Source organism: Thermococcus piezophilus (genome assembly GCF_001647085.1).
Lineage (GTDB): Archaea > Methanobacteriota_B > Thermococci > Thermococcales > Thermococcaceae > Thermococcus > Thermococcus piezophilus.
Genome location: NZ_CP015520.1, coordinates 1,126,787 through 1,152,293 on the forward strand (window position 1 = coordinate 1,126,787; position 25,507 = coordinate 1,152,293).

Below are 25,507 nucleotides of genomic sequence, written 5' to 3' on the forward strand. Positions count from 1 at the left end.
TCACCACTTCCCAATCTCGTAGTTGAAGTCCTCAACCTCTTCCATGGTAGTTTGGATGCCGTAGAGGCGCCATGCATCAGAAACTTTTCTCTTAAACGGTAGAGGCCTCAGCTGTGAGGCCTTCTCGGCGGTGTAGGCCAGAATTGCGGCAGTTATGATAGCCAGGTCCCTTGGGGGTATCTCCTTCTCCTCTTCCACCTTAGTCTCCTCGACCTTCACTGGGACAGGGGCGGGAGTTTCTCTCTCCGTGATCCTCCTCTCGAGCCAGCCGACGAAGTAAAGGATAAGGGCCAAAATTGTGAGAACGGCAAAAACCACCGTTACTCCCATGGCGGTTATGTTGAGACTCTCTATTAACTCAGCTATTGTTACCATGGTTCACACCTCACAGCGGTATGTTGCCGTGCTTCTTGGGTGGTAGTTTGACGCGCTTGCTCTCAAGGGCCTCGAGGGCGAGTATTATCTTCGCTCTCGTCTCGGCTGGGTCGATGACGTCGTCTATGTATCCCCTTGCAGCTGCAACGTATGGGTTGGCGAACCTCTCGCGGTACTCCCTGATCTTCGCCTGCCTGACTTCCTCAGGGTTCTCGGCTTGGGCTATCTCTTTCCTGAAGATGATATTGGCAGCACCCTCCGGACCCATGACGGCTATCTCAGCGGTTGGCCATGCGAAGACAAAGTCAGTCCCGAGATGCTTGCTTCCCATCGCGAGGTAAGCACCGCCGTAGGCCTTCCTCAGGATGACGGTTACCATCGGGACGGTGGCCTCGGAATAAGCGTAAAGGACTTTAGCGCCGTGCCTTATGATTCCGCCGTACTCCTGCTGGGTGCCGGGTAAATAGCCAGGAACATCGACGAGGGTAACAATGGGTATGTTGAAGGCGTCGCAGGTTCTAACAAAGCGCGCTATCTTGTCCGAACTGTCTATATCAAGAACCCCTGCGAAGTGTATCGGGTTGTTGGCGACTATTCCAACGGTCTGGCCGTTCATCCTTCCAAATCCGACTACGGCGTTCGGCGCGAAGTAGGGCAGTATCTCCAGGAAGTCTGGGTTGCCGTTCTCGTCGCGGTCAACTATCTCGTAGATGACCTGCCTAACGTCGTAGCCCTTGTTCGGGTCGTTAGGGACTATCTCGTAGAGCCTCTTGGTCTTTCTGAATGGTAAATCACCGGTCTTAATCCTCGGCGGCTTCTCCATATTGTTGGACGGGAGGTAGCTTATCAGGCGCCTTATTAGCGCCAAAACTTCCTCGTCGCTCTTGCCTATGAGGTGAGCCTGACCAGCCCTCTGGGCGTGCACCATGGCTCCGCCTAGCTGGACTGGGGTAACCTCGACACCGGTCACGGCCTTGACGACCTGCGGACCGGTGATGAACATGAAGGTCGCCGGATTGTCTACTATCAGAATGAAGTCTCCAATGGCCGGGCTGTAGACGGCTCCTCCAGCACAAGGGCCCATAATTGCTGTAATCTGCGGAACGACGCCGCTCAGAATCGTGTTCATCTTGAAAATCTCGCCGTAGCCCTTGAGCGAATCGACTCCCTCCTGAATCCTTGCTCCTCCAGAATCGTTGAGGCCAATAACTGGGGCACCGGCCTCTAAAGCAAGCTCCATGATGCGCTTTATCTTTGCCGCATGCATCTCGCCGAGGGAACCGCCCATAACGGTGAAGTCCTGTGCGTAAACGAAAACTAACCTGCCGTCGATGGTTCCGTAGCCAGTGATAATTCCATCCGCTGGCAATTCCTTCCTGTCCAAACCGAACTCCGTTCCGCGGTGCTTGACGAAGGTACCGATTTCAACGAAGCTCCCTGGGTCAAGGAGCCTTTCAATCCTCTCACGGGCGGTGAGCTTGCCCTTGGCGTGCTGTTTCTCGACAGCCTTTTCGCCCCCCATTTCAAGAATCTTCTTCTTCCTCTCGTAAAGCTCTTTAACTTTTTCCTCCATGCTCATGAGAACTCCCCCTAACAGCTGAGAGTGTCTGGTGGTGGTAGTTTGTAAAGTTTAAAAGGATTTTTGCTCCCCCAAGCTGCGAAACGGGTTGTTTAAAACTTGAAGACGGCCCCTAAGGGCCAAAGGATGATAAAAATGCCTCAAAGGTGTGCAATCGGTGTTTCAGCACCGCATGCCTCACACTTGAGGAAGTGGAAGCGTCCCTTCTTGATGATTTTCGTATCTGGTGAACCGCAGACCGGGCAGATGACGTAGTCCTTGAGGTACTTCCTCATCTTGTTGGCTATGAGATAGGGCGTAAAGCGTCCCTGCAGGACGACGCGCCTTCCCTCGAGAGTTCCAGCCGTTGCCACCTCGCGCAGGATGAACTTGAGGAGATGGTTCGGGTCGCGGTTCATGGCCTCTGCTATGTCCCTGAAGTTCTCAATTATGGTTTTGTTGCCCTCTATCGTGACGACTGCAGCCGGAACCTCAAACCTCGAGGTGTGATGCTTAACGTTTTCGGGAAGCTCCTCGTAAGCTTTATCGAGTAATCCTTCGAAATCGTGAAAGTCAACCTTCTTCTTGCTCACTTTCCTCACCTCCACCTAACCTAGGCCTTGACGTTTATAACTTTTTGGAGTTGTGGTATAGAGGAGAAATCACAGCACCCTGTAGAAGCCAGCCCTCGGTTCGTATATCCTTGCATCTCTCTTTAAGCCGTTCAAGAGTTTCCTGATCTCGTTCTCGCTTCCCAGTCCGGCCTGCTTCGCCGCCTCGATGACCTTGTCCTCTGGGGCGCCAAACTCTCCCTCTCCTTCAAGGGTCTTGATGATGTCGATGAGCTTGTCTATCTTGTTTATCTTCTTGGAGCTCTTGCCGACCTCGAGGATTGAGACGTCCAGCGTTCCTTCCTCATCGGTGGCTATCTTCCTTATCATCTCCTCGACGATGCGTATGGCCTCCCTGGCGTCTTCGCGCGTCACCGTCTCACTTAGCCTCATGCGCGCGTGGGCCTCGCTGAGACGTATCAGTGCCTCCAGCTGCCTTGCAGTAATCGGAATCGGCCGAACCCCTTCCTCTTCGCCGCTCTTCTTGAAGCCCTTCCTCATGCGCACATAGTAGTGCTTTATCTCGTCCATTGCCTCTTTGCTGAGCACAGGATGGATGTTTTTCCTCGCGTAGGCGATGTATTTCTTGAGGAGGTCGTAGGGTATCTTGGGCGTTACGGCCTCTGCCTCTCCGCGCCTGACCTTGAGGATGTGCTCTGCTATGGATGAGTCAACTTTCTCGTCCGGCTCGTCAAGGAGCAGGAAGATGAGGTCGAAACGGCTTAGCAGTGTCGGTGGGAGGTCGAGCTGTTCTGGGAGCGACTTATGGCGGTTGAAGCGTCCGTACTTTGGATTTGCAGCAGCTATAACCGTTGTTCTTGCATTCAGCGTCGCAGTGATGCCTGCCTTAGAGATGCTTATCGTGTTGTGGAGCACCAGGCCATGGGAGATGAAGAGGTGGTGAGGCTCCATGGTAACATCATAGACCCATTTGGAGTCAGTGTTCGGTATCTTCTTGACTTTCGAAACGACATGGAAGCAGACGTTGCTCTTCAGGTATTCTTCGACAGGGGCAAGCTCCCGCTCGGCGGCTTTTATCAACTGCTCTGCCTCGTCGAGTGTTATTCTGACTGCCCACTCAACGTTCTCCAGTGCCAGTTTTTTCAGTCTCTTTGGGGTGGTGCCATACTTCCTGTAGAGCCTCGCCCCAGAGAGCACTTCAAAAATCGCCTCATAGTTACGTTCCTCTTCAAGGTTCTTGAGCTCCCTGATTCTCTCTCTGGCAACCTGCAGGTATCTCTCCACAAGGGCCCTTTTCACGGGGTTCCGATAGAGCTTGACGCGGTCTGAGTGCGGGATACGGAGGTTCAGGATTTTGATAGCCCTCAAAACGGCCCTCGCGAAGTCGCCTGGAAGGTACTCCTCATATGGCGTTGTGCATTCCTCTCTGACTATCTTGGAGAATCGTTCGGCAGCTTCTCTGGTTCTTGGGAGGACCACATAAGCGGCCCCAACACTGCGTACTACGGAATCAACTTCCAATAGGAGCAGGATGTCGTGAAAGTCCTCCGCAAGCCCTTTCGTGGGGAATCTCACGCACGTTTTTCCGTTGAGCTTGCTTCTCCTGCGCTCCCAGATAACCTTCACGAACTTTTTGAGCTCATCCTCGCTAAGCCTGAAGGCATCTGGGGGAAAGCGAACTCCTTTCTTGAACTTGTAGAGGTTTCTATCACTGAACAGAGACAGCGCGAGCTCCTTCCCGTTTTTCCCGTTTCCAAGGAGTGGATACGACTTAACACCGATGACGAGGGACTCCTCTTTGACTTCCTTGGCTGGCTTCTCAACGATTCTGCCGTTCTCCCACACCATTACGGGATGTTCCGGCGTTACAGTTATTTCTATGCCGTTGCTGAAGTTGAGTCTTATGAAATGGTCCGGGGCAATGTGCCTGCTCACGCGGTCGGCTTTCACCTTTACGATTTCCTTCTTTTCAAGGTCGTAGGCGAGGAGGTAGAGGTCATCGACGGGTAGGATTTCGGTGTCCTTGCCGAGGATGACCTTGTCGCGGTTCTCTTCGATAAGCCTGTCAACGAACTCGCCGATTTTGACCTTTCTTCCGTCCGCCAAGAGGAGCTCGAAATCCTTGTGGTAACTCTGCTGCTCAAGAGCTTCGTGTATGGCACTCCTATCCCTGTCACTCATCTTGTCGAACTCGTCGATTAGGGCAAAACCGCCGTCGGCGAGAACCAAGACACCAGCCTCCAGAACCCAGGAGCCCGTGAACTCGTCGCGGACGGCTGCAGCCGTGTTGTGGACGATGAAGCCATTGGCGATGAAGCTGTGGGACCCCTCGACTGTTAGGTCGTAGACGTATTTGTAGGGGCTTTCAATAACTTCAATGTCCTTAACCTTCTCCCACAGGACGTCTGAATGTGCAATCTCCTCGAGGATTGAGAGCTTCACTCTGATACGCTCCTCATTTCCGGAAATCTCGCTGAGGGTCCAAACAATTTCTCTGTAAGTTTTTTCATCCCTCTCTTTGATGATATTTGCCACTTTTACAAGGAGGTCATACGGAAGTGCCCTTGACCGTTTTCTCCTAAAGAGCTCGTAGAACTCGGCATAGGTCATCCCAAGCTCTTCGGGTTTAATCAGGTGTCCAATGTTGAGCCTAAGTTTGTTCGGTAACTCTATGGGAATCTTCGAGATATCTGTTCTCTCCTTTAGTCTTTCAACGACCCTTTGAAGCGCTCTCCGTGATATCGGTTTTCCTCTCTCTACCGCGCTTCCGAGGTTTGAGCCGTAGGCGTCTTCTATGCTTAGCCCGTAGAATTCTCTGACTTCCCTTATCAGCCCACCCACTTCGGGGACCACATCTACATCGGTGTCTATTTTAGACCCTTCTAGCGCCTTCACGAGTTTTTCAAGTTTCTTTGCTTTTTCTGGATGCTCCATGCCTATAAACGCGGCGAACTTGGTGATGTTCTCCCCATAAACCTTCAGTTCCCAGCGGTCGTGTTTTGAAACTACCTGCTTTCCATTGATCTCTGAGATTGCACCTGCCCTTCTGCGCCTTCTCAAGTGCGAGACGATTCCGAAGCGGAGGAGGGCAAGCTGGAGCTTTTTGGCGAGTCTTTCGCTGGTAGTATCAAGCTTGATGTACGAGGAGCCCTTCTCGCGTACAACGACCGTTCCGTCGCAGTCGAAGAGCCCTCGTATAAATGCCGCGAGAACTTCTTCTGGAGCAACCATCAGCTGTGGGGCAATGTCGAGGTGTGATGACTTTGGGGAGGGAGGAATGCCGAGCTTTTCAAGAAGCTGGGCAACTATCTTTGAGTGGAACCTTACGGCTGGCACACGGTTACTCTGTCTGCTTTCCTTTGCCTCAATGTCGAACAGTTCCTTGGCTAGCGACTTGAACTTCTTTCTCAGGGATTCACTGCCGTTGGAGAACCTTATTGAAACTCCCCATTCGGACTTTGAAACGTCTCCATCTCCAGCAATGAGTCCGGCGAAGTAGGCGAGCCTTTCATCCACGTACTTGGGGAGTTTGATTCCAGTTCCAGCCTGCAGGGACATGCATTCAGGCTTTATCTCTTCCCAACTGGTCCCGGCGAGTTCAATCAGCTCACGAAGATGCTTCATTCTGATGTTGCCCCTGGCGTTTTGGCTGACCCAGTTGTAGTACACCGCGTCCTCACTAACCCAGAGTCTTTTTGCGAGTTCCCTCTTGGTTACTCCGAGGTTTTTGCAGGCCCTCTCAATCAGTTCCCTGACTTTATCCTTGATTCCGCATATGACAAGCTCATCAAGGTCGCTCAGCAATTCGAGGACTGTAATATGCTTTTCGGGAACTTCTATTCTGCGGACGGTGGCAACGTACGTGTCCGGTTTTATGTCTTCTGCCTTAATCCATTTGAGGGTGCCTTTTTCAATTGTTCTGAGCTTAGTTTCTGGGGTTAATATAAGCTCTTTGCCGGTTGTTGTCTTTACTTTGATGAGTCTCTCAGGTGCTTTCAGCCGCCATACTCTGCTCAATGGGGCCTGTTCGATGCGTCCTTTTTCTATCGAAACAGTTTCTCCAAGGAACGGCGAATACTCAATCCCCTCAGCGTATTCAATGCTCCCACTCTCGCGCATCTGGCACTCCGTGAGGAGACTAATCTCAAGGGCACCGTCGTCGGTCACTACTATCGAATCGGGCGCAACACATAGACCAGCTGCACTTGAGCTCTTACCGCTCGTGTAAATCGCTCTCGGCGCGAGGTTGGCCACGTAGCGGAGGAGCTGACTGTTGTGGACAAAGATGTCGTTGGCTATGAAGTTGTGGTGCTCCGGCACCTGGAGGTCGTAGACCCACGGGTGCTCTGGCTTGTATTCTCTGACCTCGACGACTCTGTCCCAGAAGATGTCGGAGTCCGCAAGCATTTCAAGTACTTTGAGCTTTTTGGGGACATCAGGAGACTTCTCTTTCAGTGTTTCAACGACGGTTTTGAGCTTTTCCCTGCTGGGCAGCCTATCCCCCTGTTCATAGTGCAGGTAAGTGGAGCGGTTTATTCCTAGGTCCTTTTGTCTTAGTCCCGCTGATTCACGGAGTTCTCTGAGTAGCTTCGAGACGCCAGGAATGACGTCAACGTTGGTGTTCAGTTTTATCCCGTTGGTAACCTTTGCGAGGAGTTTTGCCTTTTCCTCAACTCCAAAGCCGATGGTCTCTCCGAACTTTATGACATCTTTGCCCGTTATAACCAGGCGGTAGTATGTTTTTGCCTCCTTCGTCTTTCCGTTTGTGGCTCTGCCTCTTGTCGCGTGCAGCTGTGATTTTATTCCAAACCTCAAAAGAAGGTGCTGGACATCTCTCAGGAGTTCCAGCGATGCTGAAACCACTGTGATTTTTGGTTTGGCTCTATCAACTGTCCCTTCTGCGTCAAAGTAACCCCGAAGGAACGCCTTGATGTCCTCCACCCTTGCGGAGAATATCTGGGATGGTACTTTTTTCTTTGAAGAGTTCTCCGCAATTCCAAGACGTTTAAACAATCTGAAGAATTCAACGCTGTTCACGTAAACCTCTTTCGCCGATTTACCTCTATGAGGCTTTCTAATAGTTGGGTTAAGGTCGAGCTTTCTGAAGTATTCGTAGACTTTTTGAATCAGCTTTTCGTCGTTGTTCGTAAAGAATATCGTAGCGCTACCGTTTCTGTTCTGTGCGTAGCCCTCCCCGGCCAGTAGGCCGATAACGTACCAGAACTCCTCGTCCGCAAATTCAGGAGGCTTTAACCTGCTCTTGGCAGTTTTGGATTTTTCTATCTCAATGTCCCAAAGCATAGTAGGCTTCCCATCAATCGGAATGATGCGTGGAACTGCTATAAAGTCGCTCGCTTTTAGTTCCTCAGCCTTCCTTGTCTTGAACTGCCCATTCTCAAAGACAAAGAATGGATGAGTCGGCGTTACCCTTATTTCCCTCCCGCTCGCGGTCCTTATGAGGAACATTCTCTCGGGCGCAGTTCTTTTCCAGGCTATGTTGGCCTTCGCCTTTTTCACTTTGAGCGTCCTGGCATCTAGAGCGTAAAGCTCAAGGTCTATTGGAGCGTAGAAGCCGTCGTCAACCCTGCTGAGGGTTCCCTCTTTTTTGGCTCTCTTAATTGCTCCCTCCACAAGCTCACCTATCTTCCCTAAGCTCCCGTCGGCCAGAACAACCTGGGTGTTATAATCAACGCACTTCGCAACACCCGGATCTCCGACCAGCAAAATGTGGCTCTCGCCCCTAAGCTTCGTCCCATCCGGCAGGGTCCTCTGAACTCCACCGAACAGGGCCAGTGCTATGCCCTTCTTGACTGTCCTGTGGCCCCATATTGCTGGGGCGATGGAATCGACGATGGCATCGACGATGTCCTTCCTCCTTGCGAGCTCCCTTATCTTCTGCTCGTCCTCCGGGGTTATCTCCAGCTCCTCTATCTCCTTGCTGAGCTGCTCTATGTGGTTGACCTCGAGAACCTTCTTGAATATCGGCCTCTTGTCCTTCTGCTCTAGGATAACGCGCAGGATTCCGGTTACAACAACCCTATCACCGGGCAGGGCCGTGTCCACGAGGTCATCTAGGAGTATCGCATCCACGAAGCGCGGCATCTGGCCGCCCTTCAAACTCTCTGGCCTGTCCTGAAGGCGAAAGCTCTGGAAGTTGATGAACTTGCTCTTGTCCACATCGAGGTCGATGTTCCTGCTTCCACACGCATCGCACTTGTTCGGCTTGACTATGTTCTCATAGGGCCTCTGGATCCTCACCATCTCGTTTCCACAGTCTTTACACGCAAAGACGGCTCTCTCCACATATGGCTTGACTTCGCTCACGCGGGTAATTATTCCCTCCACCTGTATGAGCCTGTTTATATGCTCGCTCCCGAGATCCTTGACGAGGAGCGTCTTTGGAAGGTTGAAGAAGCGCGCGTGAACCTTGAACTCCTCCTCCTTCAAAAGCGGCGGCTCGCGGAGGACGATTTGGATCGCATCCTCAGCGGCAAGTATGCTTTCCTCCGGGTTCTTTATCAGCTCCTCCGCCAGCTCGGGGTCGTAGGAGTTAAGGTGTGCCCAGTCTATGGAGAGGGAGCGCTTGGGGGTTACTGTGAGCAGGTCCTTCAGCTTGTTTAAATACACCTCGTTGCCGTCGTCATCGACGTACTCCCTGAGGAAGCGCGCGTATCTCTCAATAATCTCCTCCCTGTCCATCAGCTCTCACCCAACCACTCGTTTCTTATCTTCGAAAGCTGCAGGTAGACCCTTCTCTCCTCGGGGGAAAGTCTTGAAAGGAGTTCAAGGCTGTTAGGCCTAAGCATGACTGAGTTAAGTATCTTCTTGAAGCGTATAGCCTTGAGGTGCTCCAGCTTCTTCTTTAGGTTGGCCAGCTTGGTGAGCTTGACGTTTATGGTCTCGACGTTGTCGCCGGCATTCATCCTGACATAGTTCTCGAGGTAGTACATATAGAAAGCGGCCCTCTCGTAGAGTCCGGAGGGGATGGGCATGAGCGGCTCGTTGTTCCTTTCCTCCGCTATTGCCCTGTCTATCTCTCCTATCACCTTGTCGGTTTCGTCAATTACTTCGACGATTCCAGCTTCCCAAAGTTCCTTCGCCTTCCAGTCTTCAATGAGAACGATGTCCCCGGCGTTCCAATCGCTAAAGGGACGAAGGATTTTAACGGCTATGATTGCCCTCCCTGTGAACATGACATCACCCTCTCGGATATACCCCTAAGGTCTTGGGCCTATTAATCTTTGGGTGGCCCTGGGTTAAGGCTATAAGCCCAAACTCCTCATTATCATCGGTGAGAGCATGCTGATAGGAATAATGAGCGACACACACGACAACCTTCCTGCCATAAGGAAAGCCGTCGAGTTTTTTAACAAGCAGAACGTCGAGCTGGTGATTCACGCTGGCGATTACGTGGCGCCATTCGTAGCGAGGGAGCTCAGGAGACTCAAGGCGCCCCTGAAGGGAGTCTTCGGCAACAATGACGGTGAGAAGAAGGGTCTCTACGAGGTGCTGGGAATAGCCGACGAGATACTCGAGATGGAGGCCGACGGAATGAAGATATCTGTTACCCACGGCACGGACGAGAGGATCGTTAGGGCCCTGGCCAGGAGCAGGCTTTACGATGTTGTCGTCGTTGGCCACACTCACCGCTATGAAATCAGAGAAGACGGCAGAACCATACTGGTGAACCCCGGCGAGGTCTGCGGTTACGTTACGGGAGTTAAGAGCGTTGCACTGCTCGACACAAGGAAGAGAGAGGTCAGGATAGTGAACATTGAGACTGGGGAGATGCTGGGCGTCATGAGTCTTTAACGGGTGCCTCAAATCAGAAGCGAATGGATTGGCGATGGGCATGGAAGATATACTAGTTCCTAAGGAAAGGCGCGATGCGGTCGTCTTCATCGGTGTAGACAGGGGGGAGAACGTCGAGTTCGTTAAGGTCTACGCGGTCAGTGAGGAGGTTGCCGCCAGGACACTCGAAGAGTTTTTCAACGCCAGAGGACTTTTTCCCTCTGATTTCTTTCTCGTGGACAAGGGGGTCGAGTCACTGAAGGGGAAGGGTGCAATAACAACGAGGAGCGAGACTGGGCTTTCGGCAAAGCTTTCTCGTCTGGGCCTTCGCCTCCTGTCCAATGGGGTTCTGTATACGAAAGGGCTTGAATCGGTTTACCAGCTCACCCTGGTTAGCGAGAGACTCCTCGGGGAATTTCAGGAGAGTGAGAAAGCCAAGAGGAGCGAACTCACCAAGCTGAAGCTCCTGACCCTTGGTGAGAGCACCCTCGTGGAGAACCTGAGGGATGCGGACATAACGGCGTACCTGCCGAAGGGCGTTAAGTTCCTCCGAGAGCCTCCGGTAGAGCGCGTTGCGGAGATCTTGGCTGCGGGAGAAACTGTGGTGGTGGAGACGAAGGACGCTGGAAAGTATGAAAGGCTCGGCTTCTCGATCTTTATCCGCATCCCGCCGCTGTCCTCCGAAGAGTTTGCGGAGGCCGTCTCAGAGGAGCTAGGCTTCAGGGTTGACCCGGGAATCTTTGAGCGTCTTCCACCCCACAAGAGAGGTTATTCCAGTGCGAAGGCGATAGCAAGGCTCGCGAAAAAGCTCCGTGTGAGAACAGGGAGAAACTGGGAAGAGCTTTTAAGGCTCGCCGTGAGGATACACCTTGGTGAAGTGTGATGCTTATCATAGACGGCTCCCACGGCGAGGGCGGGGGACAGATACTGAGGACGAGCGTAGCTCTATCGGTCATCACTGGCAAACCAGTCAAGATAATCAACATCCGAGCAAACAGGCCGAGTCCGGGTTTGAGGCCCCAGCACATGCATGGCATCTTGGCTCTGAAGGAGCTGAGCGCCGCTAAGGTTAAGGGGGCCCAGGTCGGCTCGACGGTTCTCGAGTTCTACCCCGGCAGGGCTAGGCCGGGGCACATCCACGTGCCGATAAAGACCGCCGGAAGCATAACCCTTATTCTCCAGGCTTTACTTCCGGCGATGGCTTTCATCGGTGGGAGCTTCGAGATAACGGGCGGAACCGACGTTCCCTGGTCGCCGCCGGTGGACTACCTCAGGCATGTTACCCTTTATGTCTTGGGAAAAATGGGGCTAAGAGCCGAGATTGAAATCAAGCGCAGGGGACACTATCCCAAAGGCGGCGGACTGGTGGTCGGCAGGGTCGAGCCGTGGGAGGAAAGAAATCCGCTGGTGGCGACGGAGTGGAGACATATAGAGCTATTTGGTGGCATCAGCCACGCTATCAACCTCCCGGAGCACGTGGCAAGTAGGCAGGCGAAGGCCGCTAGGGAGAGGTTGAGTGAGTTTTACGATGTTCCTATTAATATATATGAAGAAGTCTCGCGTTCCTTCGGGCCTGGTAGTGGCATAGTCGTGTGGGCCGAGACGGACGTTTTGAGGCTCAGTGAAGACGCCCTTGGAAAGCGCGGAAAGCCCGCTGAAGCAGTAGGTAGGGAAGCGGCGGACGAGCTTCTGGAGCAGCTGACGAGCAGGGCCGCGGTTGACAGATTCCTCGGCGACCAGCTGATACCATTCCTGGCCTTCGTGGGGGGCGAGATAAAAGTTGCCGAGATAACGAACCACCTCGTGACGAACGTCTGGGTCGTGGAGCAGTTTTTGGGCAAGATCTTCGAGGTAGAGGGAGAGGTTGGGGAGCCTGGAAGGGTGAGGGTTGTGAGAAAGGCCGAACTTTAGGGCCTCTCCATCTCCACCCCGTAAACCTTCTCCGGATTTTCCACGTGAATCTTGTAAACGTCCTCCTCCGTGAAGAGGCCGTTCTGGAGGAAGGCCTTGGTCCTCTTCGGCACGGTCTTCGGCCCTAAAACGGCTCCGGGACGGCGCTTGTCGTCTATGTAGTCAGTCTCCATCATGAAGCGGTTGCCCTGCTTGATGGCTTCGGCAATGTTCTTCTTGCTCGCGATTATGCTCGGGAAGACACCGACTTCCTCGGCAATCTTCACCAGCGGCGGCGAGAAGTGCTTGACGACCCTGTACGGCTTTATTCCGACCTCCTTGACTATTTCGCCCAACTCGCGGAACTTGGCCTCGTTGAAGCTCTCCGTGTGGAGCTGGACCGCGCAGTCGGCTTCCTCAGCCAAGCTCATCCCGTACTTCATTAGCTCGATGCTCGCATCCCAGATTTCTATCGGAACCTCGTAGTGGGGTCTGCCTATCTCACCTATGGCTATCGCTTTTCCTTCGAGACAGAGCCTCTGGGCGTATTCTAATGCCTTCATAACTTCGTTCTTGGCATATTCGAGGCCCTTTTTCTCTGCAAGGTAGACGAACTCCGCTGGATGGACGCCGACAACGGCGTATGCTTTTACAGGTGTTTCTTTGTTTATCTTCTCCACAAGCTTGATGTGGAAGTCCATGGCTTTGATAAAATCCTCTGCGCTCATTCCCGGAAAGCTGTAGTCGTGGGCCGTCTTGTAGACCACCATCAGATGAGTCCCGCCAGCTCTGTGGAACTGCTTGACGGCCTTGAGGAAGAGCCCCTTGAAGGGGTCAACATGGAAGTGGTTGTCAAGGATTATCATTCCCACCACCTCACGACTGATAGATTTCGAGAACCTCGCCGGGCTTGGCCTTAAGGTCGCCCTCAAGTATTAGGGCAACCGTATCACCATCAATCGCAAAATCGACGGTTTTCCTTTCCTTCTCTATTTTGTATATCACAGCGACTTCTTTTCCCCTGAGCTTGTAGCCGGGGTAGATGATTCCGTTCTCGACCTTTCCGATGAGGGTTTCCTTTCCGAGAATCTTGAAGGTTTTTTCAACCCTGAACTTTCCGACAGGCTTCCTTGAGACTATCTGAATTTCCTCAGTACTGGTTTCCTTCTTCCCACCGAACAGCCTGCTCAGGAATCCCATGCTCTTCCCCAGAGGGATTGGAGAAGAGGAAATAAAAAGATTGCCGGCTAAAGCTTCACGATGTGTACCGAGCAGGAGATGCACGGGTCAAAGGCCCTCACAGTCTCCTCGAGCCTCTGGATTAGCGAGCACTCATCGAGCTCGCCGTAACCTCTCTTGGCTTCCCTCAGCAGGCTGAGCTCCATCATGGCGTGGTTGAGGGCCGTGGGCGTTATAATGTTCGAGTAAAAGACATTTCCAGAGCCGTCTATGCGGTAGTGGTGTATGAGCACTCCCCTGGGAGCCTCGACGTAGCCGATGCCCTCGCCTTCCCGGACCGCTATTGGGATGTTCTCTCCTTCGAGTCCCTTATCGAGCAGTGTCTTCGCTATTTCATTCGCCCGTTCGAGACTGTATACAAGCTCTATGGCCTGGGCGAGGTTGTTATAGCTCACGTAACCGGTGGCGAGCTTTTCCCTGTGCTCCTCGAAGAGCCTCTTCGCCATGGGCGTTAGTGAGTCAGCCTTTAGAAGGAGCCTCGCCAGCGCCCCGACGAGGAAGGGTTCGCCGTTATAATGGCTCTGCTTGGCAAAGCTGTAAACCAGCGAGCGTTCCTCTATCCTCTCCGTATAGTGGAAGGTGCCCTCTTCGTTGGAAACCAGCTTGTCACCCCAGAGGTAGCCGTCCGTCGCGACGAAGTGTTCCGCCTTTTCACCGTAGGGTTCAAGCGAAGCAAAGAGCCTTACAGCCCTCCTCGCGAGCTTTAGCAGTGCCCCGCTTTCCCTCTCGAAGAGTTCAAGCTCTTCAACAGTTGGATACCTGCCGAAGCCGCCCGGCTTAACGTTTATACCGTGTATCTCCCTCCCTCCGATGATTTCCCTCAGCCTGTTTCCAAAGGCCTTTATGGCGAGCCCCTCTCTCACCAGCTCCCCGTGCTTTGTTGCCATCCTTATGGCGTCTGGATAGCCGAATATATCAGGAGCAACGAGTAGGTAGAGGTGAAGCGCGTGGCTTTCGAGCAGTTCTCCTATAAGACCAAGCTCCCTTAGCAATTGGATTTCCTCTGGAACATCAACGCCGAAGGCCCGCTCTATGGCCATGACCGAGGCGACGCTGTGGGAGAGGTAGCAGATGGCACATATCCTCGCCTCCAGGTCGGGGACGTCGTAGTAATGCCTCCCCAGAGTCAGCAGCTCGAAGAAGCGCGGTCCCTCGACTATTTTTAACCTCACGTTCTTCACTTCACCGTCCTCGACGACTATCTCCGCCTTCCCGTTGCCCTCGACGCGTGTGAATTCCCTCAGCTCGATTATCATGGCTCCCACCTCGCGAAGGTCTTGAACTTCCTGATGATGTAGTCCTCATCGTAGCCGAGGTCCTTCAGTATCTCATACTCGCTCGCTGGATTTACCTCGCCGGGTAGAGGCCCGCGGCAGCCTATGCAGCCCAATCCTGAGCGTATGCATGCCGCGTTGCAGCCGCCGTAGGTTATCGGACCGAGGCAGGGCAGGTTCTTCTTCACCAGAACGCATTCGTACTCGTTGAGCTTGCACTCGACGCAGACTGGGTAGTCTTTCCTGACCGGCTCCACGCCTTTGGCTATGTCGATCAGAACCTGATATATCTCCTCCTTGTCGTAGGGACAGCCGGGGAGGGCGAAATCCACGGCTACGTATTCGACAACTGGTTTTGAATCGAGGGCCCTCATGGGGTTGCCCTTGTCTCCGTAGACTTCCTCCAGCTTCTTCCTTATGCTTCCCTCGACGCTCGCTTGAACGGAGCCGTGGGTCGCGCAGGTTCCGAGGGCTATGAGATAATCGGAGTGGTTCCTGGCTTCCTTGAGGAGTGCCAGGTCGCGCTGGCTCGAGACGGTGCCCGTGATGAGGGCCACATCGTAGTGGTTTTCCCCACTTAGGCTCGTCGCCATGTGGAACTCGCTTATCTCGTAGAACTCGAGGAGGTCGAAGAGCCTCTCGTAGATGAAGAGAATGTTGAGCGCGCAGCCACCGCAGTCGGTAAGCTCAAAAACCGCGAGCTTGAGCTTCTCCATCATATCAACCCCCTCGTCGAGAGAGCGTCCCAGTATGTGAAGACGGGGCCGTCCTTGCAGACGTACTTTATTGAGGTGCTCGTCCCTACTATACAGTGGCCGCACTTGCCTATTCCGCAGCGCATGCGCCTCTCGAGGGTCATGTAAATCCTCCCTGGAGAGAGCTTCCTGTCGAGGAGCTCCCTGATGACGAAGCGGTACATCACCGGCGGGCCGCAGATGAGGGCGTAGGTGTTCTCCACGTCGAAGATCTCTCCCCTGAACAGGTCTGTAACGACACCCTTGCACACCCTGTCAGAGAAGCCCCTCTCAAGGTAAACGCACGAGGGGCTCTCCACCTCGTAGGCGAGCTTCACCTTACACCCCATCGCCTTACCGTGCTTCATCAGGTGGACTATTTCGTCGCGGAAGAGTATGTCTTCGTAGGCCTTCGTCCCGTAGAAGAGCCAGACGTCCTCATACTTTGCCGTGTCAAGTGCATACCAGAGGACGGAGCGGAGGGGTGCCATTCCCAATCCACCAGCGACGAGGATGAGGTTAGAACCCTCCATCTCCTCCATTGGGAAGCCGTTACCGTAGGGCCCGCGAATGCCGACGATTTCACCCTCCTTCATTTTGTGGATGAACTTGGTCATCCTTCCCGCCTTCCTGATGCAGAGCTGTATGTAACCCTTCCTCGTCGGTGAGGAGCAGAGGCTTATCGGGAACTCCCCGAAACCCCTCATGTCAACGATAACGAACTGCCCAGGCCTGAAGGTGAAGTGCTCCCCCACCTCAGGGTCAAGGAAGCGCAGTGTAAAGAGCTTCTCCCTTGGCGTCAGGTCCTTCATCTCAAGAATGCGGGCGTCGTAGCTCTGATGGGGGTTTTCACTCATCTCAGCGACCCCCTAACCTCTTCAAGAACCTTAACGTGCTCTATCTTCGCGGGGCAGAACTCATCGCAGCGGCCGCAGCCCACGCAGTTGTAACCTGAGGAGGGGTCGAAGTAGCTCTTGCAGTAATAGCGGTGCCTGAACCTGTCGAGACGGGTCGGCCTGAAGTTGTGTCCCCCAGCAACCAGGCCGTGGTTTTCCATAAAGCACGAATCGTAGCGGCGCTCCCTCACGGATTCATATGAGTTTATCCACCGGTCGCAGACCTCGTAACATCTACATGTTGGGCAGACCATGTTGCAGTTGCCGCAGGCTAGGCATATCTCGGCATACTTCTTCCACACCGGGCTATTGTAGGCCAGGTCGAGCATATCGGCGAGCCCTTCTCCGGGAAGCTCCTTCTTGAAGGATTTGGAGCGTTTCTCCTCGAACTCCTTGAAGTTCCTCAAATCTTCGTCCGTTACCTCCTCGAAGAGGTCCTCGTTTGCCCAGGCTATCTCGTGCCCCCTCACGCTTCCTACCCTCACCAGCCAGCCGTCTGGGAGCTCGTGGAGGAAGAGGTCGAACCCGTCCATGGCGAAGCGTGTGCCTAAGCTCTTGCAGAAGCAGTACTCGTCGGGCATACAGCTTATCCCGATTATCAGCGCCTTCTCGCGTCTTGCCTTGTAGTACGGGTCGATGGGTTCCTCGAGATAGACCTTATCCAGAATCTTGAGCCCGTGGATATCGCAGGAGTGGAGTCCGAATAGAACTATGGGCTCGGCGTTACTTCTGTTCTCCCAGTGGCCGTTTTTGAGCTGGAACATCTTCTCCCTCGGCCTCACGAAGAACTTCTTGGGCGGCAGCATCGTCCTCGTGTAGTTGAGTTCTATTTCCTCCTGGTCATGAACCTCTTGGAAGGTGTAGATGCTTCCCCTTTTGGTGGGGGCGTAGACTTTACCCCAGTTCCGTAGGGAATTAAAAAATGAGCTGAAGTTCTCGATCGACAGTTTTACATATCTCAAATGTATCGCCCCCGTTACGTGGCATCTTATAATCTACAGTTTGTAAAAGAGCGATTTAAGGGTTCTTCAAACCAACAGTTACCAACTGATGGTTGAGTATTCGAAAAGGGTTTTATAGGAACTCGTCTCAAAATATCAAGGTGGGAACTGTGTTTAGGATAGTTCACAAGGAGAAGCTTTCTCCTGGTATAGACCTCTTCGAAATCGAGGCCCCGAGGATAGCGGGACACACTAAACCCGGCCAGTTCGTTGTTCTCAGGCTCCACGAGAGGGGCGAGAGGATACCGCTCACGATAGCCGACAATGACCCTGATAGGGGAACCATAACGATAGTTGTCCAAGAGGTCGGGAAGACCACCTACGAGCTCGGCACCTATAAAGAGGGCGATATCATACTCGACCTCCTCGGACCTCTTGGAAAGCCCAGCCACATAGATAACTTCGGCACGGTCGTCATGGTCGGCGGCGGCGTTGGCGTGGCCGAAATCTACCCCGTTGCGAAGGCGATGAAGGAAGCTGGCAACCACGTGATTTCTATACTCGGTTTCAGGACGAAGGAGCTAGTCTTCTGGGAGGATAAACTCGCGGAGGTAGGCAACGAGGTAATCGTTACCACCAACGACGGGAGCTACGGCATGAAGGGCTTCACCACGCACGCCTTAGCAAGGCTGTTCGAGGAAGGCAGAAAAATTGATCTCGTGCATGCCGTTGGACCTGTTGTTATGATGAAGGCCGTTGCGGAGCTCACTAGGCCCTATGGCATAAGAACCGTCGCGAGCCTGAACCCGATTATGGTCGATGGAACTGGCATGTGTGGTGCTTGCAGGGTAACCGTCGGCGGTGAGATAAAGTTCGCCTGCGTTGACGGGCCCGAATTTGATGCCCATCTCATCGATTGGGACGAGCTGATGAAGAGGCTGGTCTATTACAGAGATTTGGAGCTCATGAGCTTTGAGAGGTGGAAGCAGAAGAGGGGGATGGTCTGAATGCCGAGAAAAATCATCAAGGAGCGCGTTCCCACTCCCGAGCGACCGCCTGAGGAGAGGATTAAGGATTTTAGGGAGGTAAACCTCGGGTACACTTTCAAGTTGGCCGTGAAAGAGGCCGAACGCTGCCTCAACTGTCCAATTGACTATGCTCCCTGCGTTAGGGGCTGTCCAGTCGGAATAAGGATTCCCGAGTTCATATCCAAACTTGTCCAGTACTGTGATGATCCTGATAGAGCCGTGAGGGAGGCCTTAAGTGTCATCTGGGCTTGCAACTCACTTCCGGCTATAACGGGCCGCGTCTGCCCCCAGGAGGAGCAGTGCGAGATGAACTGCGTCATGGGTAGGGTCGGTGACAAAATCAATATCGGCAAGCTCGAAAGGTTTGTGGCAGACTACTCCCGCGGGAAGGGCATGGACATTCAGCTTTTGGAGGATGGGGCGGGGGGAATAAAGAAGAATGGCAGGAAGGTTGCGATTGTGGGTGCTGGCCAGCTGGGCTGACGTGTGCGGCAGAACTGGCCAAGCTCGGCTATGAGGTTACGATTTTCGAGGCTCTCCACAAGCCTGGAGGAGTCCTAATCTACGGCATCCCAGAGTTCAGGCTGCCGAAGGTGATTGTCGAGAGGGAACTTGAGAACCTGAGGAGGCTCGGCGTTAGGATAGAAACCAACGTTCTCGTCGGCAAGACTGTAACCTTTGAGGAGCTGAGAGAGGAGTACGACGCGATATTCATCGGCACGGGCGCCGGAACGCCCCGCATATATCCGTGGCCAGGGGTAAACCTCAACGGGGTCTATTCGGCGAACGAGTTCCTAACTAGGGTAAACCTCATGAAAGCCTACGAGTTCCCAGAATACGACACTCCCATAAAGATCATAGAGAATGTGGCGGTGATAGGTGCTGGGAACACCGCTATGGACGCCGCCCGCTCGGCTTTGAGGCTCGGCGCGAAGGTGTGGATACTATACCGCAGGACGAGGGCCGAGATGTCTGCCCGTGAGGAGGAAATCTACCACGCCGAGGAAGAGGGCGTGAACCTCATGTTTCTCGTTTCGCCCAAGCGCTTCATAGGCGATGAGAACGGGAACCTCAAGGCCATAGAGCTTGAGAAGATGGAGCTCGGCGAGCCCGATGAGAGCGGTAGGAGGAGACCCGTACCAACGGGCGAGACGATAACGATGGAGTTCGATACTGCTATTATAGCCATCGGCCAGACCCCGAACAGGACGTTCCTTGAAACCGTCCCAGAACTCGAGGTCGATGAGAAGGGCAGGATAAAGGTCGATGAGAACCTGATGTCGAGCGTTCCGGGGGTCTTCGCCGGGGGAGACGCGATAAGGGGAGAGGCAACGGTTATTTTGGCCATGGAGGATGGAAAAAAGGCGGCAAAGGCAATCCACGAGTACCTGAGCGGCTCGTGAGTCCACTGACTTTTATTCTACTTGTCAAAGCGCGGTTAATTTTGACTGGCTAGAAGAAAGAAAAGGGACCATTAGATGACCGCTGGAATTCCTGGAATCCTCGGGAAGGGCTGCACCTCCGCGATGTGCTCTGCGCCGACCATGTATCTGAGGAGCCTCTCAACACCTATCCCCGCCCCCGCACTCGGCCTCAGCAGGCCAGCTTTGGCAACCTCAAGGTAGGGCCTGAAGGCCTCGAGGCTTATGCCCGCTTTCTTCATCTTCCTCACGATGACCTCGTACTCCCACTCCCTCTCGCCGCCGCTCGAAACCTCACCATAGCCCCCCGGCAAATAGAGGTCGTAGTTCCTCCATTGACCGTCAACTTCCCTGTCGTAGAACTCCCTTGGGATTCCAGTTATCCAGAAGGGCTCGTCCATGGCCTTGCTCGCTTCCTCCTCGCTTCCGAACTCGGCCGTTATCTCATCAAGGGTGAAGCGCTTGAAGGGAGTCTTAACTCTTGGGATTTCCCTCTCCAGCCCCCAGCTCCTTGCTTCCTTGAAGAGGCCGGCGATTAGGCCCTCAATGAGACTCATCACGTCGTCCATGCTCGCGTGGGCCATCTCCATGTCGAGCTGGGTGAACTCGTAGGCGTGCCTGCCGTCGTCCGCGCTTTTTCCCTCGAGTCTTATGTTCGGCGAGAGTATGAAGAGCTTATCTATTCCCATCGCAACTACCATCTGCTTGTGCAGTATCATGCTGTGGGTTAAGCGGAGCCTTTCGCCGTAGACCTCGATCTCTGGCGGTCTTAGCATTTTCTCGGCCTCTGGATCCGGCCAGAGGGGGTCAGTTATAGAGCTGAGCATTACCGGGAGCATCCACTTGAATCCCTTATCCACCATGTACCTTGTCATATATTCAATCACTCTCGTCTGAACCTCCATAATTGGTTCAATTTTTCGGGTCACAAGTTGAAGAGCGTTCATGTTCATCACCTGATTCTTGTCAGTGATTTTCACCTTTATGTCTTTTATGCAAGAAACGCTGGATTTTGGGCAAATTTAGACATAATTTTAGCGAAAATTTTGGATAAATGTTAAAAAATCGCAATTTAATTGACGAAGATGAGGGCGGGTAAACGATAGCGTTATAATGCCCGATGAGAACCCTATACGGTGGTAAAACATGGGCGTCTACATATTCACCCCCGAAGACCTCCTTAGATACGGAACGATAACCGAGGAACAGCTTGAGATATTAAAGGATGCTCTCCTTGAGGGGAAGGACATCTTAATCGTTGGCTCAAGCAGGTCTGGAAAGACCAAGCTCGTCGAGGCCCTGATCAGCCTGATACCTGATGACAGGAAGGTTGCTGTAATAACCGCCTACAGCGAATTCAAGCCATTCAGACCGAATATCGTTGTTATAGACACCCAATTTAACCCTGAGAGCCTTGAGAAGCGCACCAAGGAAGTCATCGAAAAGATAAAGCGCATAAACCCGGACTACGTCATCATAGACACCATCCACACTGTCCACGTGCCCACCATTCTGAGCGAGCTCCTCGACGGCTACACATTTATTGCTACCTCCCTGGTAATGTCTGGCGACATCGTGGAGGAAGTCAGGCACTGGTTGAGAGCCGACGATGGTGTCATCGGCAAGTTCGATATCATAGTCGAGCTGAAAAGGGACTTCAGGACGGGAACGAGGAGAATCAACAACATATACGCGGTTAAAAAATCAGGAGATGAGAAGATAGAGCTGGAGAGTTTGGTGTAATCTCCTTCTCGTTATTTCTTTTCCCGATTGACCATTTTCCTGAACTCGTTTTTCATATAACGATAGTAGTCCCATGAGAGGTAGCCCTTCCTCCACGAAACGTAGAGCACCACGTTAAAGGCCACCGTGAAGAGGGCTGATATCAGCATTGAGTTGATGGCCACTCCTCCGATGGTTTCTTGGGTTCTCCGGAACATGCCGAGGGAAACATAGTCGTCCACCGTCATGTGCCTCATAGGGAGGTTCCCAACCCTGATGGTGCCGTTCTTTGGAGTCAGCGATAGCATGTGGTTCCAAGTTACGACGTAGACCTTCACGTGGGTTCCCTTCTCAGTGCAGTCGGGTATGGTGTGCCCGTTCCAGAGGCAGCTTCCGTCGGGCTGCATCGTTGCCCATACATCGGTGTGCTCGTAGGTTTGGAGGTATATGCTGTTGTTGTCTGGGTAGATCTTCACGACCTCTATATCGTAAGTGTTCCCCCCGTAAACCAAGGAACGGAAGAAGCGGTAGAGCCTGTCGATTATCATGTTGTGAAAATACTCGTCCTCCCATACGATGTAGTAGTAGATGTTGCCCTTTATGTCCGCCATGGAGAGAATTCCGTAAGGTTCATCTCCGGAGGAGGTATAGATGATAGGGGTATACTCTTGAATCTTGGCGCTTTCCCATGGAAGGTAGCCCTCGGGGGAATACCCACTCGTATAGAGTCCGACACACCAGAAAATGATGAAATTGGCGAAAAGCCACAGTGCAATCCATCTTTTCTTTGCCATTATTTTTCACTGGAAAAATATAAAGGTGGCATCAGGCCTTAAGCTTTTCTATGACCTCTCTGAGGTTGTCGAGCATCTCTCTTATGTCGTCGAATGTCATGTAGCCCATGTTTCCAATCCTAAAGGTCTTCTCGGCAACACTTCCGTAGCCCTTGGCCAGCTCGAAGCCCCTCTCGCGCATGGCGTTGTAAACATCAACGCCCTTCATTCCCTCAGGAACGACGACGGCAGTGATGGTCGGGCTCTCGTAGCCTGGCTCGGCGAGGATTCCGAGGCCCATCTCCTTGACGCCCTCGCGTATCATCTCACTCCTTTTCCTGTACATTTCGAGCCATGTCTTCTTTCCGCCCATCTTCTCGATTATCCTGAGCACAACGTTGAGGCCGAATATCTGCGGGAGCGGTGGGGTTGAGGGCGTTCCCTTCTTCTTTTCGTTGAACTTCTTGTAGAGCGGCAGATCAAAGTACCAGCCGCGCTCAGGCATCTTCTCGGCTATCTCAAAAACGCGCTCGCTGACTGCGGCGACGGCAAGACCTGGCGGGACGCCGAAGGCCTTCTGAGAGCTCGCGAAGATGAGGTCGATGCCCCACTTGTCGAACTTTATGTCCGCTCCGCCCATGGCAGAGACGGCATCGACGAAGAGCAGCTTGTCGTGCTCCTTGACGACCTTGGCAAGCTCTGGAAGCGGGTTGAGGACACCTGTGGAGGTCTCGTTGTAGGTTATGGTGACGGCCTCGACATCGGGGTTCTTCTTGAGGACTTCATCAAGCTCCTCTGGCTTGATGGCTTTTCCGGGCTCCTTCTCAAAGACGACTGCCTTTCTTCCGTTGGTGTTGACCACCTCTGCAAAGCGCTTTCCGAACGCACCAATGACCGTAACGAGAACTTTTCCACCGTAGGGTATTGTGTTCCTTACAGCGGCCTCCATGAAGCCTGTTCCAGAGCTCGGGAAGAGGATTATCTCGCCTTTATCGGCCTCAAGTAAGGCCTTGAGCCTGTTGAGGGTATCAACATGAACCTCCTTTGCCTCAGCCGAACGGTGGCTGAACATCTGGACGCTCATTATCGCGAGAACCTCCGGGAAACAAGCAACAGGACCAGCCGTGAAGAGCTTGTACTTCGGCTTGACTATCTCGTAGAGCTCCCTGTAAGCGTCCTCATACTGCATGTCGAACCTGAGCTCCATCAGCATCACCTCGGCGGAGGTTGGAGGGGAAATATAAAAAGGGTTCGTTAGTTCCTTCCCGTAACTTATCGAAGCTATATTCGTTCCGCAGGCAATAAAATGAAGAATTTTCGACCTCACAAGACTTTTAAAAGCTTTACCCTAACGTTCAGAAGGTGGTTTGATGGAGCGCAAGCGCCTGGCTGGAATAATCCTACTCATCATCTCTGCCTTCACAGGAACGATAGCTTTCCGTCTCGCGACTCCGGCGATAGCCTTCTATACGAGGGATATTCTCCAGGCCTCAATGCTCTCGGTCTCCATTGTTTCCATGTCATTTGTCCTGGCAAGGGCATTTTCGTCTGTTCTTGGTGGTCTCACCCTTGAGAGAGGTAGGAAGCTCGTTTACATCGGTGCGCTGGTCATGATGGGCAACGCTTTGGCGGTTCATCTCTACCCCCTCACGAGCACCTGGGCTCAGGTGGCCGGAATAAAGATTCTCAACGGCTTCCTCAATGGATTGAGCTGGCCAATGGCTCAATTTGTAATAGCCGTGACTACTCCAAACGAGATACGAGCAAGGGTCACGTCGGTTTACTTCCTCTTTGGCAGTGTAGCTTCACTCCTCGGCAACTACATTTACGCCTACACCATTAACCTTGGCTTGTCCGGTCAGATGTGGATCGCCTCTGCATTCTTTGTATTCACCGGCATGATAATGCTCCTTGCCTACTTCCTACTCTACGGCTGGATAGTGCCCAAGAGAAAGAAAACGCCCGATGGGGAGAAGCCGGACCTCAACCCAAAAAGGATTCTCATAATTGCGTCGCTGATGGCAATCATAGTTGCCTTCACTTCCGGCGAGATAACCTACATCTATGTTTCTGAAGCTTTGGGCATGGACAAAGCCAAAACAGCGACGCTTATCGGATGGGCAGGCTTTTTATCGGCACTCCTCAGCTACGTCATTTCCTGGCTCGCCGACGTCAGGAGCGAGAGAAGGATGGTTGTTCTGACGTCAGTTATGGCAGCAGTCTCTCCAATCCTCGCTGCCGTAAAGACCGCTCCGACAGTTTTTCTCGGCATATTTATGGCCCTCTTTGCCTTCCAGAGCTTCAGACCGATTTCGAGGAAAGTCTTGGCTTCATACTACCGCTCTTCATTAGCTATAGGCGGTGTGAACGGAATTCAGAACCTCTCGACCTTCGCAGGGGGAATGCTCTTCGGCCTGGCCTACTCTCTCGGGGAGATAAGTGTGGGCGTAACGTTGAACCTCGCCCTGCTTTCCTTCCTGCCGTTTTCACTGGCACTCCTCCGGGAGTCCGTTAAGCTTAAAGGGACTGGGGAGTAAGATGGGTGACGGGCTTTCCAAAACTTTTATAAGCCACTCCACTCGCCTAAGTTTAGGCTTAGCTTACGCTCATTTGGAGGTGAGAGTATGGGACTGAGACCAGCCAAGATTGATAGGGACGTTGACAAGCCCGCTTACACGAGGAGGGAATACATACGCGGTGCCCCCGGTCCGAAGATAACCATCTTCGACATGGGCAACCTTTCCGCTGAGTTCCAGTACGAGGTGAGCCTTCACGCTGAGCAGGCCATGCAGATAAGGCAGAACGCCCTCGAGGCCATTCGTATTCAGGTCAACAGGTACCTCCAGAAGAACGTCGGTAGGAGCAACTACCACTTCAAGATAAGGGTCTACCCGTTCCAGGTTCTCCGTGAGAACCCGATGGCTACCGGAAGGAAGGCAGACCGTTACGGTAACGGTATGCGTAGGCCCTTCGGAAAGCCGATTGGCCTTGCCGCTCGCGTCAAGAAGGATCAGAAGATACTCACCGTCTGGGTCAACGAGAACCATCTCAAGTTTGCCCTCGAGGCCATGCGCAGGGCTGCTATGAAGCTCCCCTACAGCGCCTATTACAGGATCTACGACAAGGAAGGCAACGACGTCACCACCAAGGTTCTCTCGACCATGAAGCGCTGAAGCGCTTCTTCCTTGCTCCTTTTTTCTGTCCGAGTTTTGCCGTATATTCATAATATTAACGATGTCGCCCTAATTTTGTGCATAGTGATGATTCCCCACGTGCAATGGGTGTTGATTGCC

21 protein-coding genes and 1 pseudogene are annotated in these 25,507 nt (G+C 53.1%); 8 read left to right on the top strand and 14 right to left on the bottom strand.

The window, feature by feature from the left end; all coding sequences use genetic code 11:
- From A7C91_RS06135 to A7C91_RS06155, 5 genes are all read right to left on the bottom strand, one after another.
- Positions 1 to 375 carry an OadG family protein gene (locus A7C91_RS06135; protein WP_068665825.1) on the bottom strand — a complete coding sequence of 125 codons (375 nt, stop codon included), beginning with the start codon at positions 373 to 375 and terminating at the stop codon, positions 1 to 3.
- A 10-nt stretch (positions 376 to 385) separates the two neighbouring features.
- On the bottom strand, positions 386 to 1,954 hold the full coding sequence (locus tag A7C91_RS06140; RefSeq protein WP_068665827.1) for a carboxyl transferase domain-containing protein: 1,569 nt from the start codon (positions 1,952 to 1,954) through the stop codon (positions 386 to 388).
- Positions 1,955 to 2,094: 140 nt separating this feature from the next.
- Entirely contained in the window at positions 2,095 to 2,526 is a 432-nt protein-coding gene (locus tag A7C91_RS06145) for a translation initiation factor IF-2 subunit beta (RefSeq protein ID WP_068665834.1), read from the bottom strand.
- A 69-nt stretch (positions 2,527 to 2,595) separates the two neighbouring features.
- Positions 2,596 to 9,204 carry an LAGLIDADG family homing endonuclease gene (locus A7C91_RS06150; RefSeq protein ID WP_068665836.1) on the bottom strand — a complete coding sequence of 2,203 codons (6,609 nt, stop codon included), beginning with the start codon at positions 9,202 to 9,204 and terminating at the stop codon, positions 2,596 to 2,598.
- The gene (locus A7C91_RS06155; RefSeq protein ID WP_068665838.1) at positions 9,204 to 9,698 is read right to left on the bottom strand and encodes a hypothetical protein; all 495 of its coding nucleotides are present in this window, start codon (positions 9,696 to 9,698) and stop codon (positions 9,204 to 9,206) included. The genes A7C91_RS06150 and A7C91_RS06155 overlap by 1 nt, the downstream gene beginning before the upstream one ends.
- 106 nt (positions 9,699 to 9,804) lie before the next feature.
- On the opposite strand from A7C91_RS06155, the gene A7C91_RS06160 reads away from it, so the two are divergent.
- Genes A7C91_RS06160 through rtcA form a run of 3 tightly spaced genes read left to right on the top strand, consistent with a single transcriptional unit; the run spans position 9,805 to position 12,207 of the window.
- Positions 9,805 to 10,317: a metallophosphoesterase gene (locus tag A7C91_RS06160; RefSeq protein ID WP_068665840.1), complete on the top strand. Its 513-nt coding sequence runs from the start codon at positions 9,805 to 9,807 to the stop codon at positions 10,315 to 10,317.
- 34 nt (positions 10,318 to 10,351) lie between these two features.
- Complete coding sequence (locus A7C91_RS06165) at positions 10,352 to 11,179, top strand: hypothetical protein (protein WP_324609467.1); 828 nt, start codon at positions 10,352 to 10,354, stop codon at positions 11,177 to 11,179.
- On the top strand, positions 11,179 to 12,207 hold the full coding sequence (rtcA, locus tag A7C91_RS06170) for an RNA 3'-terminal phosphate cyclase (RefSeq protein ID WP_068665844.1): 1,029 nt from the start codon (positions 11,179 to 11,181) through the stop codon (positions 12,205 to 12,207). Before A7C91_RS06165 ends, rtcA begins: the two co-directional genes overlap by 1 nt.
- On the opposite strand, the gene A7C91_RS06175 is transcribed toward rtcA, so the two are convergent.
- The 6 genes from A7C91_RS06175 to shyB are packed head-to-tail and all read right to left on the bottom strand — an operon-like array spanning position 12,204 to position 17,291.
- Positions 12,204 to 13,052: a TatD family hydrolase gene (locus tag A7C91_RS06175; RefSeq protein ID WP_068665846.1), complete on the bottom strand. Its 849-nt coding sequence runs from the start codon at positions 13,050 to 13,052 to the stop codon at positions 12,204 to 12,206. The genes rtcA and A7C91_RS06175 overlap by 4 nt on opposite strands.
- Before the next feature lie 10 nt (positions 13,053 to 13,062).
- The gene (gene pbp11, locus A7C91_RS06180) at positions 13,063 to 13,386 is read right to left on the bottom strand and encodes a tRNA-binding protein Pbp11 (protein ID WP_068665848.1); all 324 of its coding nucleotides are present in this window, start codon (positions 13,384 to 13,386) and stop codon (positions 13,063 to 13,065) included.
- A 47-nt stretch (positions 13,387 to 13,433) separates the two neighbouring features.
- Positions 13,434 to 14,681, bottom strand: a complete 1,248-nt coding sequence (gene shyA / locus A7C91_RS06185; protein WP_068665851.1) for an NAD(P)-dependent hydrogenase/sulfhydrogenase 2 subunit alpha — start codon at positions 14,679 to 14,681, stop codon at positions 13,434 to 13,436.
- The gene (shyD, locus tag A7C91_RS06190; RefSeq protein WP_068665853.1) at positions 14,678 to 15,418 is read right to left on the bottom strand and encodes an NAD(P)-dependent hydrogenase/sulfhydrogenase 2 subunit delta; all 741 of its coding nucleotides are present in this window, start codon (positions 15,416 to 15,418) and stop codon (positions 14,678 to 14,680) included. Before shyD ends, shyA begins: the two co-directional genes overlap by 4 nt.
- Complete coding sequence (shyC, locus tag A7C91_RS06195; RefSeq protein ID WP_068665855.1) at positions 15,415 to 16,290, bottom strand: NAD(P)-dependent hydrogenase/sulfhydrogenase 2 subunit gamma; 876 nt, start codon at positions 16,288 to 16,290, stop codon at positions 15,415 to 15,417. The genes shyD and shyC overlap by 4 nt, the downstream gene beginning before the upstream one ends.
- A complete protein-coding gene (gene shyB, locus A7C91_RS06200; RefSeq protein ID WP_068665857.1) occupies positions 16,287 to 17,291 on the bottom strand; it encodes an NAD(P)-dependent hydrogenase/sulfhydrogenase 2 subunit beta in 1,005 nt (334 codons plus the stop codon). The genes shyC and shyB overlap by 4 nt, the downstream gene beginning before the upstream one ends.
- A gap of 149 nt (positions 17,292 to 17,440) precedes the next feature.
- Here shyB and A7C91_RS06205 point away from each other — a divergent pair, with 149 nt between their 5' ends.
- Positions 17,441 to 18,277, top strand: coding sequence for a sulfide/dihydroorotate dehydrogenase-like FAD/NAD-binding protein (locus A7C91_RS06205; RefSeq protein WP_068665859.1), 837 nt, complete (start codon positions 17,441 to 17,443; stop codon positions 18,275 to 18,277).
- Positions 18,278 to 19,701, top strand: a pseudogene (gltA, locus tag A7C91_RS06210) (NADPH-dependent glutamate synthase).
- A gap of 71 nt (positions 19,702 to 19,772) precedes the next feature.
- Here the strand turns inward: gltA and A7C91_RS06215 are convergent.
- Positions 19,773 to 20,672 (bottom strand): asparagine synthetase A, encoded by a 900-nt coding sequence (locus A7C91_RS06215; RefSeq protein WP_082871991.1) that lies wholly within the window; start codon positions 20,670 to 20,672, stop codon positions 19,773 to 19,775.
- 193 nt (positions 20,673 to 20,865) lie between these two features.
- On the opposite strand from A7C91_RS06215, the gene A7C91_RS06220 reads away from it, so the two are divergent.
- Positions 20,866 to 21,462, top strand: a complete 597-nt coding sequence (locus A7C91_RS06220; protein WP_068665863.1) for an ATPase, T2SS/T4P/T4SS family — start codon at positions 20,866 to 20,868, stop codon at positions 21,460 to 21,462.
- An 11-nt stretch (positions 21,463 to 21,473) separates the two neighbouring features.
- Here the strand turns inward: A7C91_RS06220 and A7C91_RS06225 are convergent, their stop codons facing one another.
- Together A7C91_RS06225 and A7C91_RS06230 are read right to left on the bottom strand one after the other, a co-directional pair.
- A complete protein-coding gene (locus tag A7C91_RS06225; protein ID WP_068665865.1) occupies positions 21,474 to 22,235 on the bottom strand; it encodes a hypothetical protein in 762 nt (253 codons plus the stop codon).
- 31 nt (positions 22,236 to 22,266) lie between these two features.
- Entirely contained in the window at positions 22,267 to 23,421 is a 1,155-nt protein-coding gene (locus A7C91_RS06230; RefSeq protein ID WP_068665867.1) for a pyridoxal-phosphate-dependent aminotransferase family protein, read from the bottom strand.
- Between the two features lie 163 nt (positions 23,422 to 23,584).
- Between A7C91_RS06230 and A7C91_RS06235 the strand changes: the two genes are divergently transcribed.
- Positions 23,585 to 24,751, top strand: coding sequence for an MFS transporter (locus tag A7C91_RS06235; protein WP_068665870.1), 1,167 nt, complete (start codon positions 23,585 to 23,587; stop codon positions 24,749 to 24,751).
- A gap of 87 nt (positions 24,752 to 24,838) precedes the next feature.
- A complete protein-coding gene (locus A7C91_RS06240) occupies positions 24,839 to 25,387 on the top strand; it encodes a 50S ribosomal protein L16 (RefSeq protein ID WP_068665872.1) in 549 nt (182 codons plus the stop codon).
- Positions 25,388 to 25,507: the final 120 nt, after the last annotated feature.

What these genes read in the sequence shown, in the direction of transcription:
- A7C91_RS06135 (WP_068665825.1), bottom strand. Translation starts at nt 375, where the DNA reads ATGGTAACAATAGCTGAGTTAATAGAGAGTCTCAACATAACCGCCATG.
- A7C91_RS06140 (WP_068665827.1), bottom strand. Translation starts at nt 1,954, where the DNA reads ATGAGCATGGAGGAAAAAGTTAAAGAGCTTTACGAGAGGAAGAAGAAG.
- A7C91_RS06150 (WP_068665836.1), bottom strand. Translation starts at nt 9,204, where the DNA reads ATGGACAGGGAGGAGATTATTGAGAGATACGCGCGCTTCCTCAGGGAG.
- A7C91_RS06155 (WP_068665838.1), bottom strand. Translation starts at nt 9,698, where the DNA reads ATGTTCACAGGGAGGGCAATCATAGCCGTTAAAATCCTTCGTCCCTTT.
- A7C91_RS06160 (WP_068665840.1), top strand. Translation starts at nt 9,805, where the DNA reads ATGCTGATAGGAATAATGAGCGACACACACGACAACCTTCCTGCCATA.
- A7C91_RS06165 (WP_324609467.1), top strand. Translation starts at nt 10,352, where the DNA reads ATGGGCATGGAAGATATACTAGTTCCTAAGGAAAGGCGCGATGCGGTC.
- rtcA (WP_068665844.1), top strand. Translation starts at nt 11,179, where the DNA reads ATGCTTATCATAGACGGCTCCCACGGCGAGGGCGGGGGACAGATACTG.
- A7C91_RS06175 (WP_068665846.1), bottom strand. Translation starts at nt 13,052, where the DNA reads ATGATAATCCTTGACAACCACTTCCATGTTGACCCCTTCAAGGGGCTC.
- pbp11 (WP_068665848.1), bottom strand. Translation starts at nt 13,386, where the DNA reads ATGGGATTCCTGAGCAGGCTGTTCGGTGGGAAGAAGGAAACCAGTACT.
- shyA (WP_068665851.1), bottom strand. Translation starts at nt 14,681, where the DNA reads ATGATAATCGAGCTGAGGGAATTCACACGCGTCGAGGGCAACGGGAAG.
- shyD (WP_068665853.1), bottom strand. Translation starts at nt 15,418, where the DNA reads ATGATGGAGAAGCTCAAGCTCGCGGTTTTTGAGCTTACCGACTGCGGT.
- shyC (WP_068665855.1), bottom strand. Translation starts at nt 16,290, where the DNA reads ATGAGTGAAAACCCCCATCAGAGCTACGACGCCCGCATTCTTGAGATG.
- A7C91_RS06215 (WP_082871991.1), bottom strand. Translation starts at nt 20,672, where the DNA reads ATGAACATGAACGCTCTTCAACTTGTGACCCGAAAAATTGAACCAATT.
- A7C91_RS06220 (WP_068665863.1), top strand. Translation starts at nt 20,866, where the DNA reads ATGGGCGTCTACATATTCACCCCCGAAGACCTCCTTAGATACGGAACG.
- A7C91_RS06225 (WP_068665865.1), bottom strand. Translation starts at nt 22,235, where the DNA reads ATGGCAAAGAAAAGATGGATTGCACTGTGGCTTTTCGCCAATTTCATC.
- A7C91_RS06230 (WP_068665867.1), bottom strand. Translation starts at nt 23,421, where the DNA reads ATGGAGCTCAGGTTCGACATGCAGTATGAGGACGCTTACAGGGAGCTC.
- A7C91_RS06235 (WP_068665870.1), top strand. Translation starts at nt 23,585, where the DNA reads ATGGAGCGCAAGCGCCTGGCTGGAATAATCCTACTCATCATCTCTGCC.
- A7C91_RS06240 (WP_068665872.1), top strand. Translation starts at nt 24,839, where the DNA reads ATGGGACTGAGACCAGCCAAGATTGATAGGGACGTTGACAAGCCCGCT.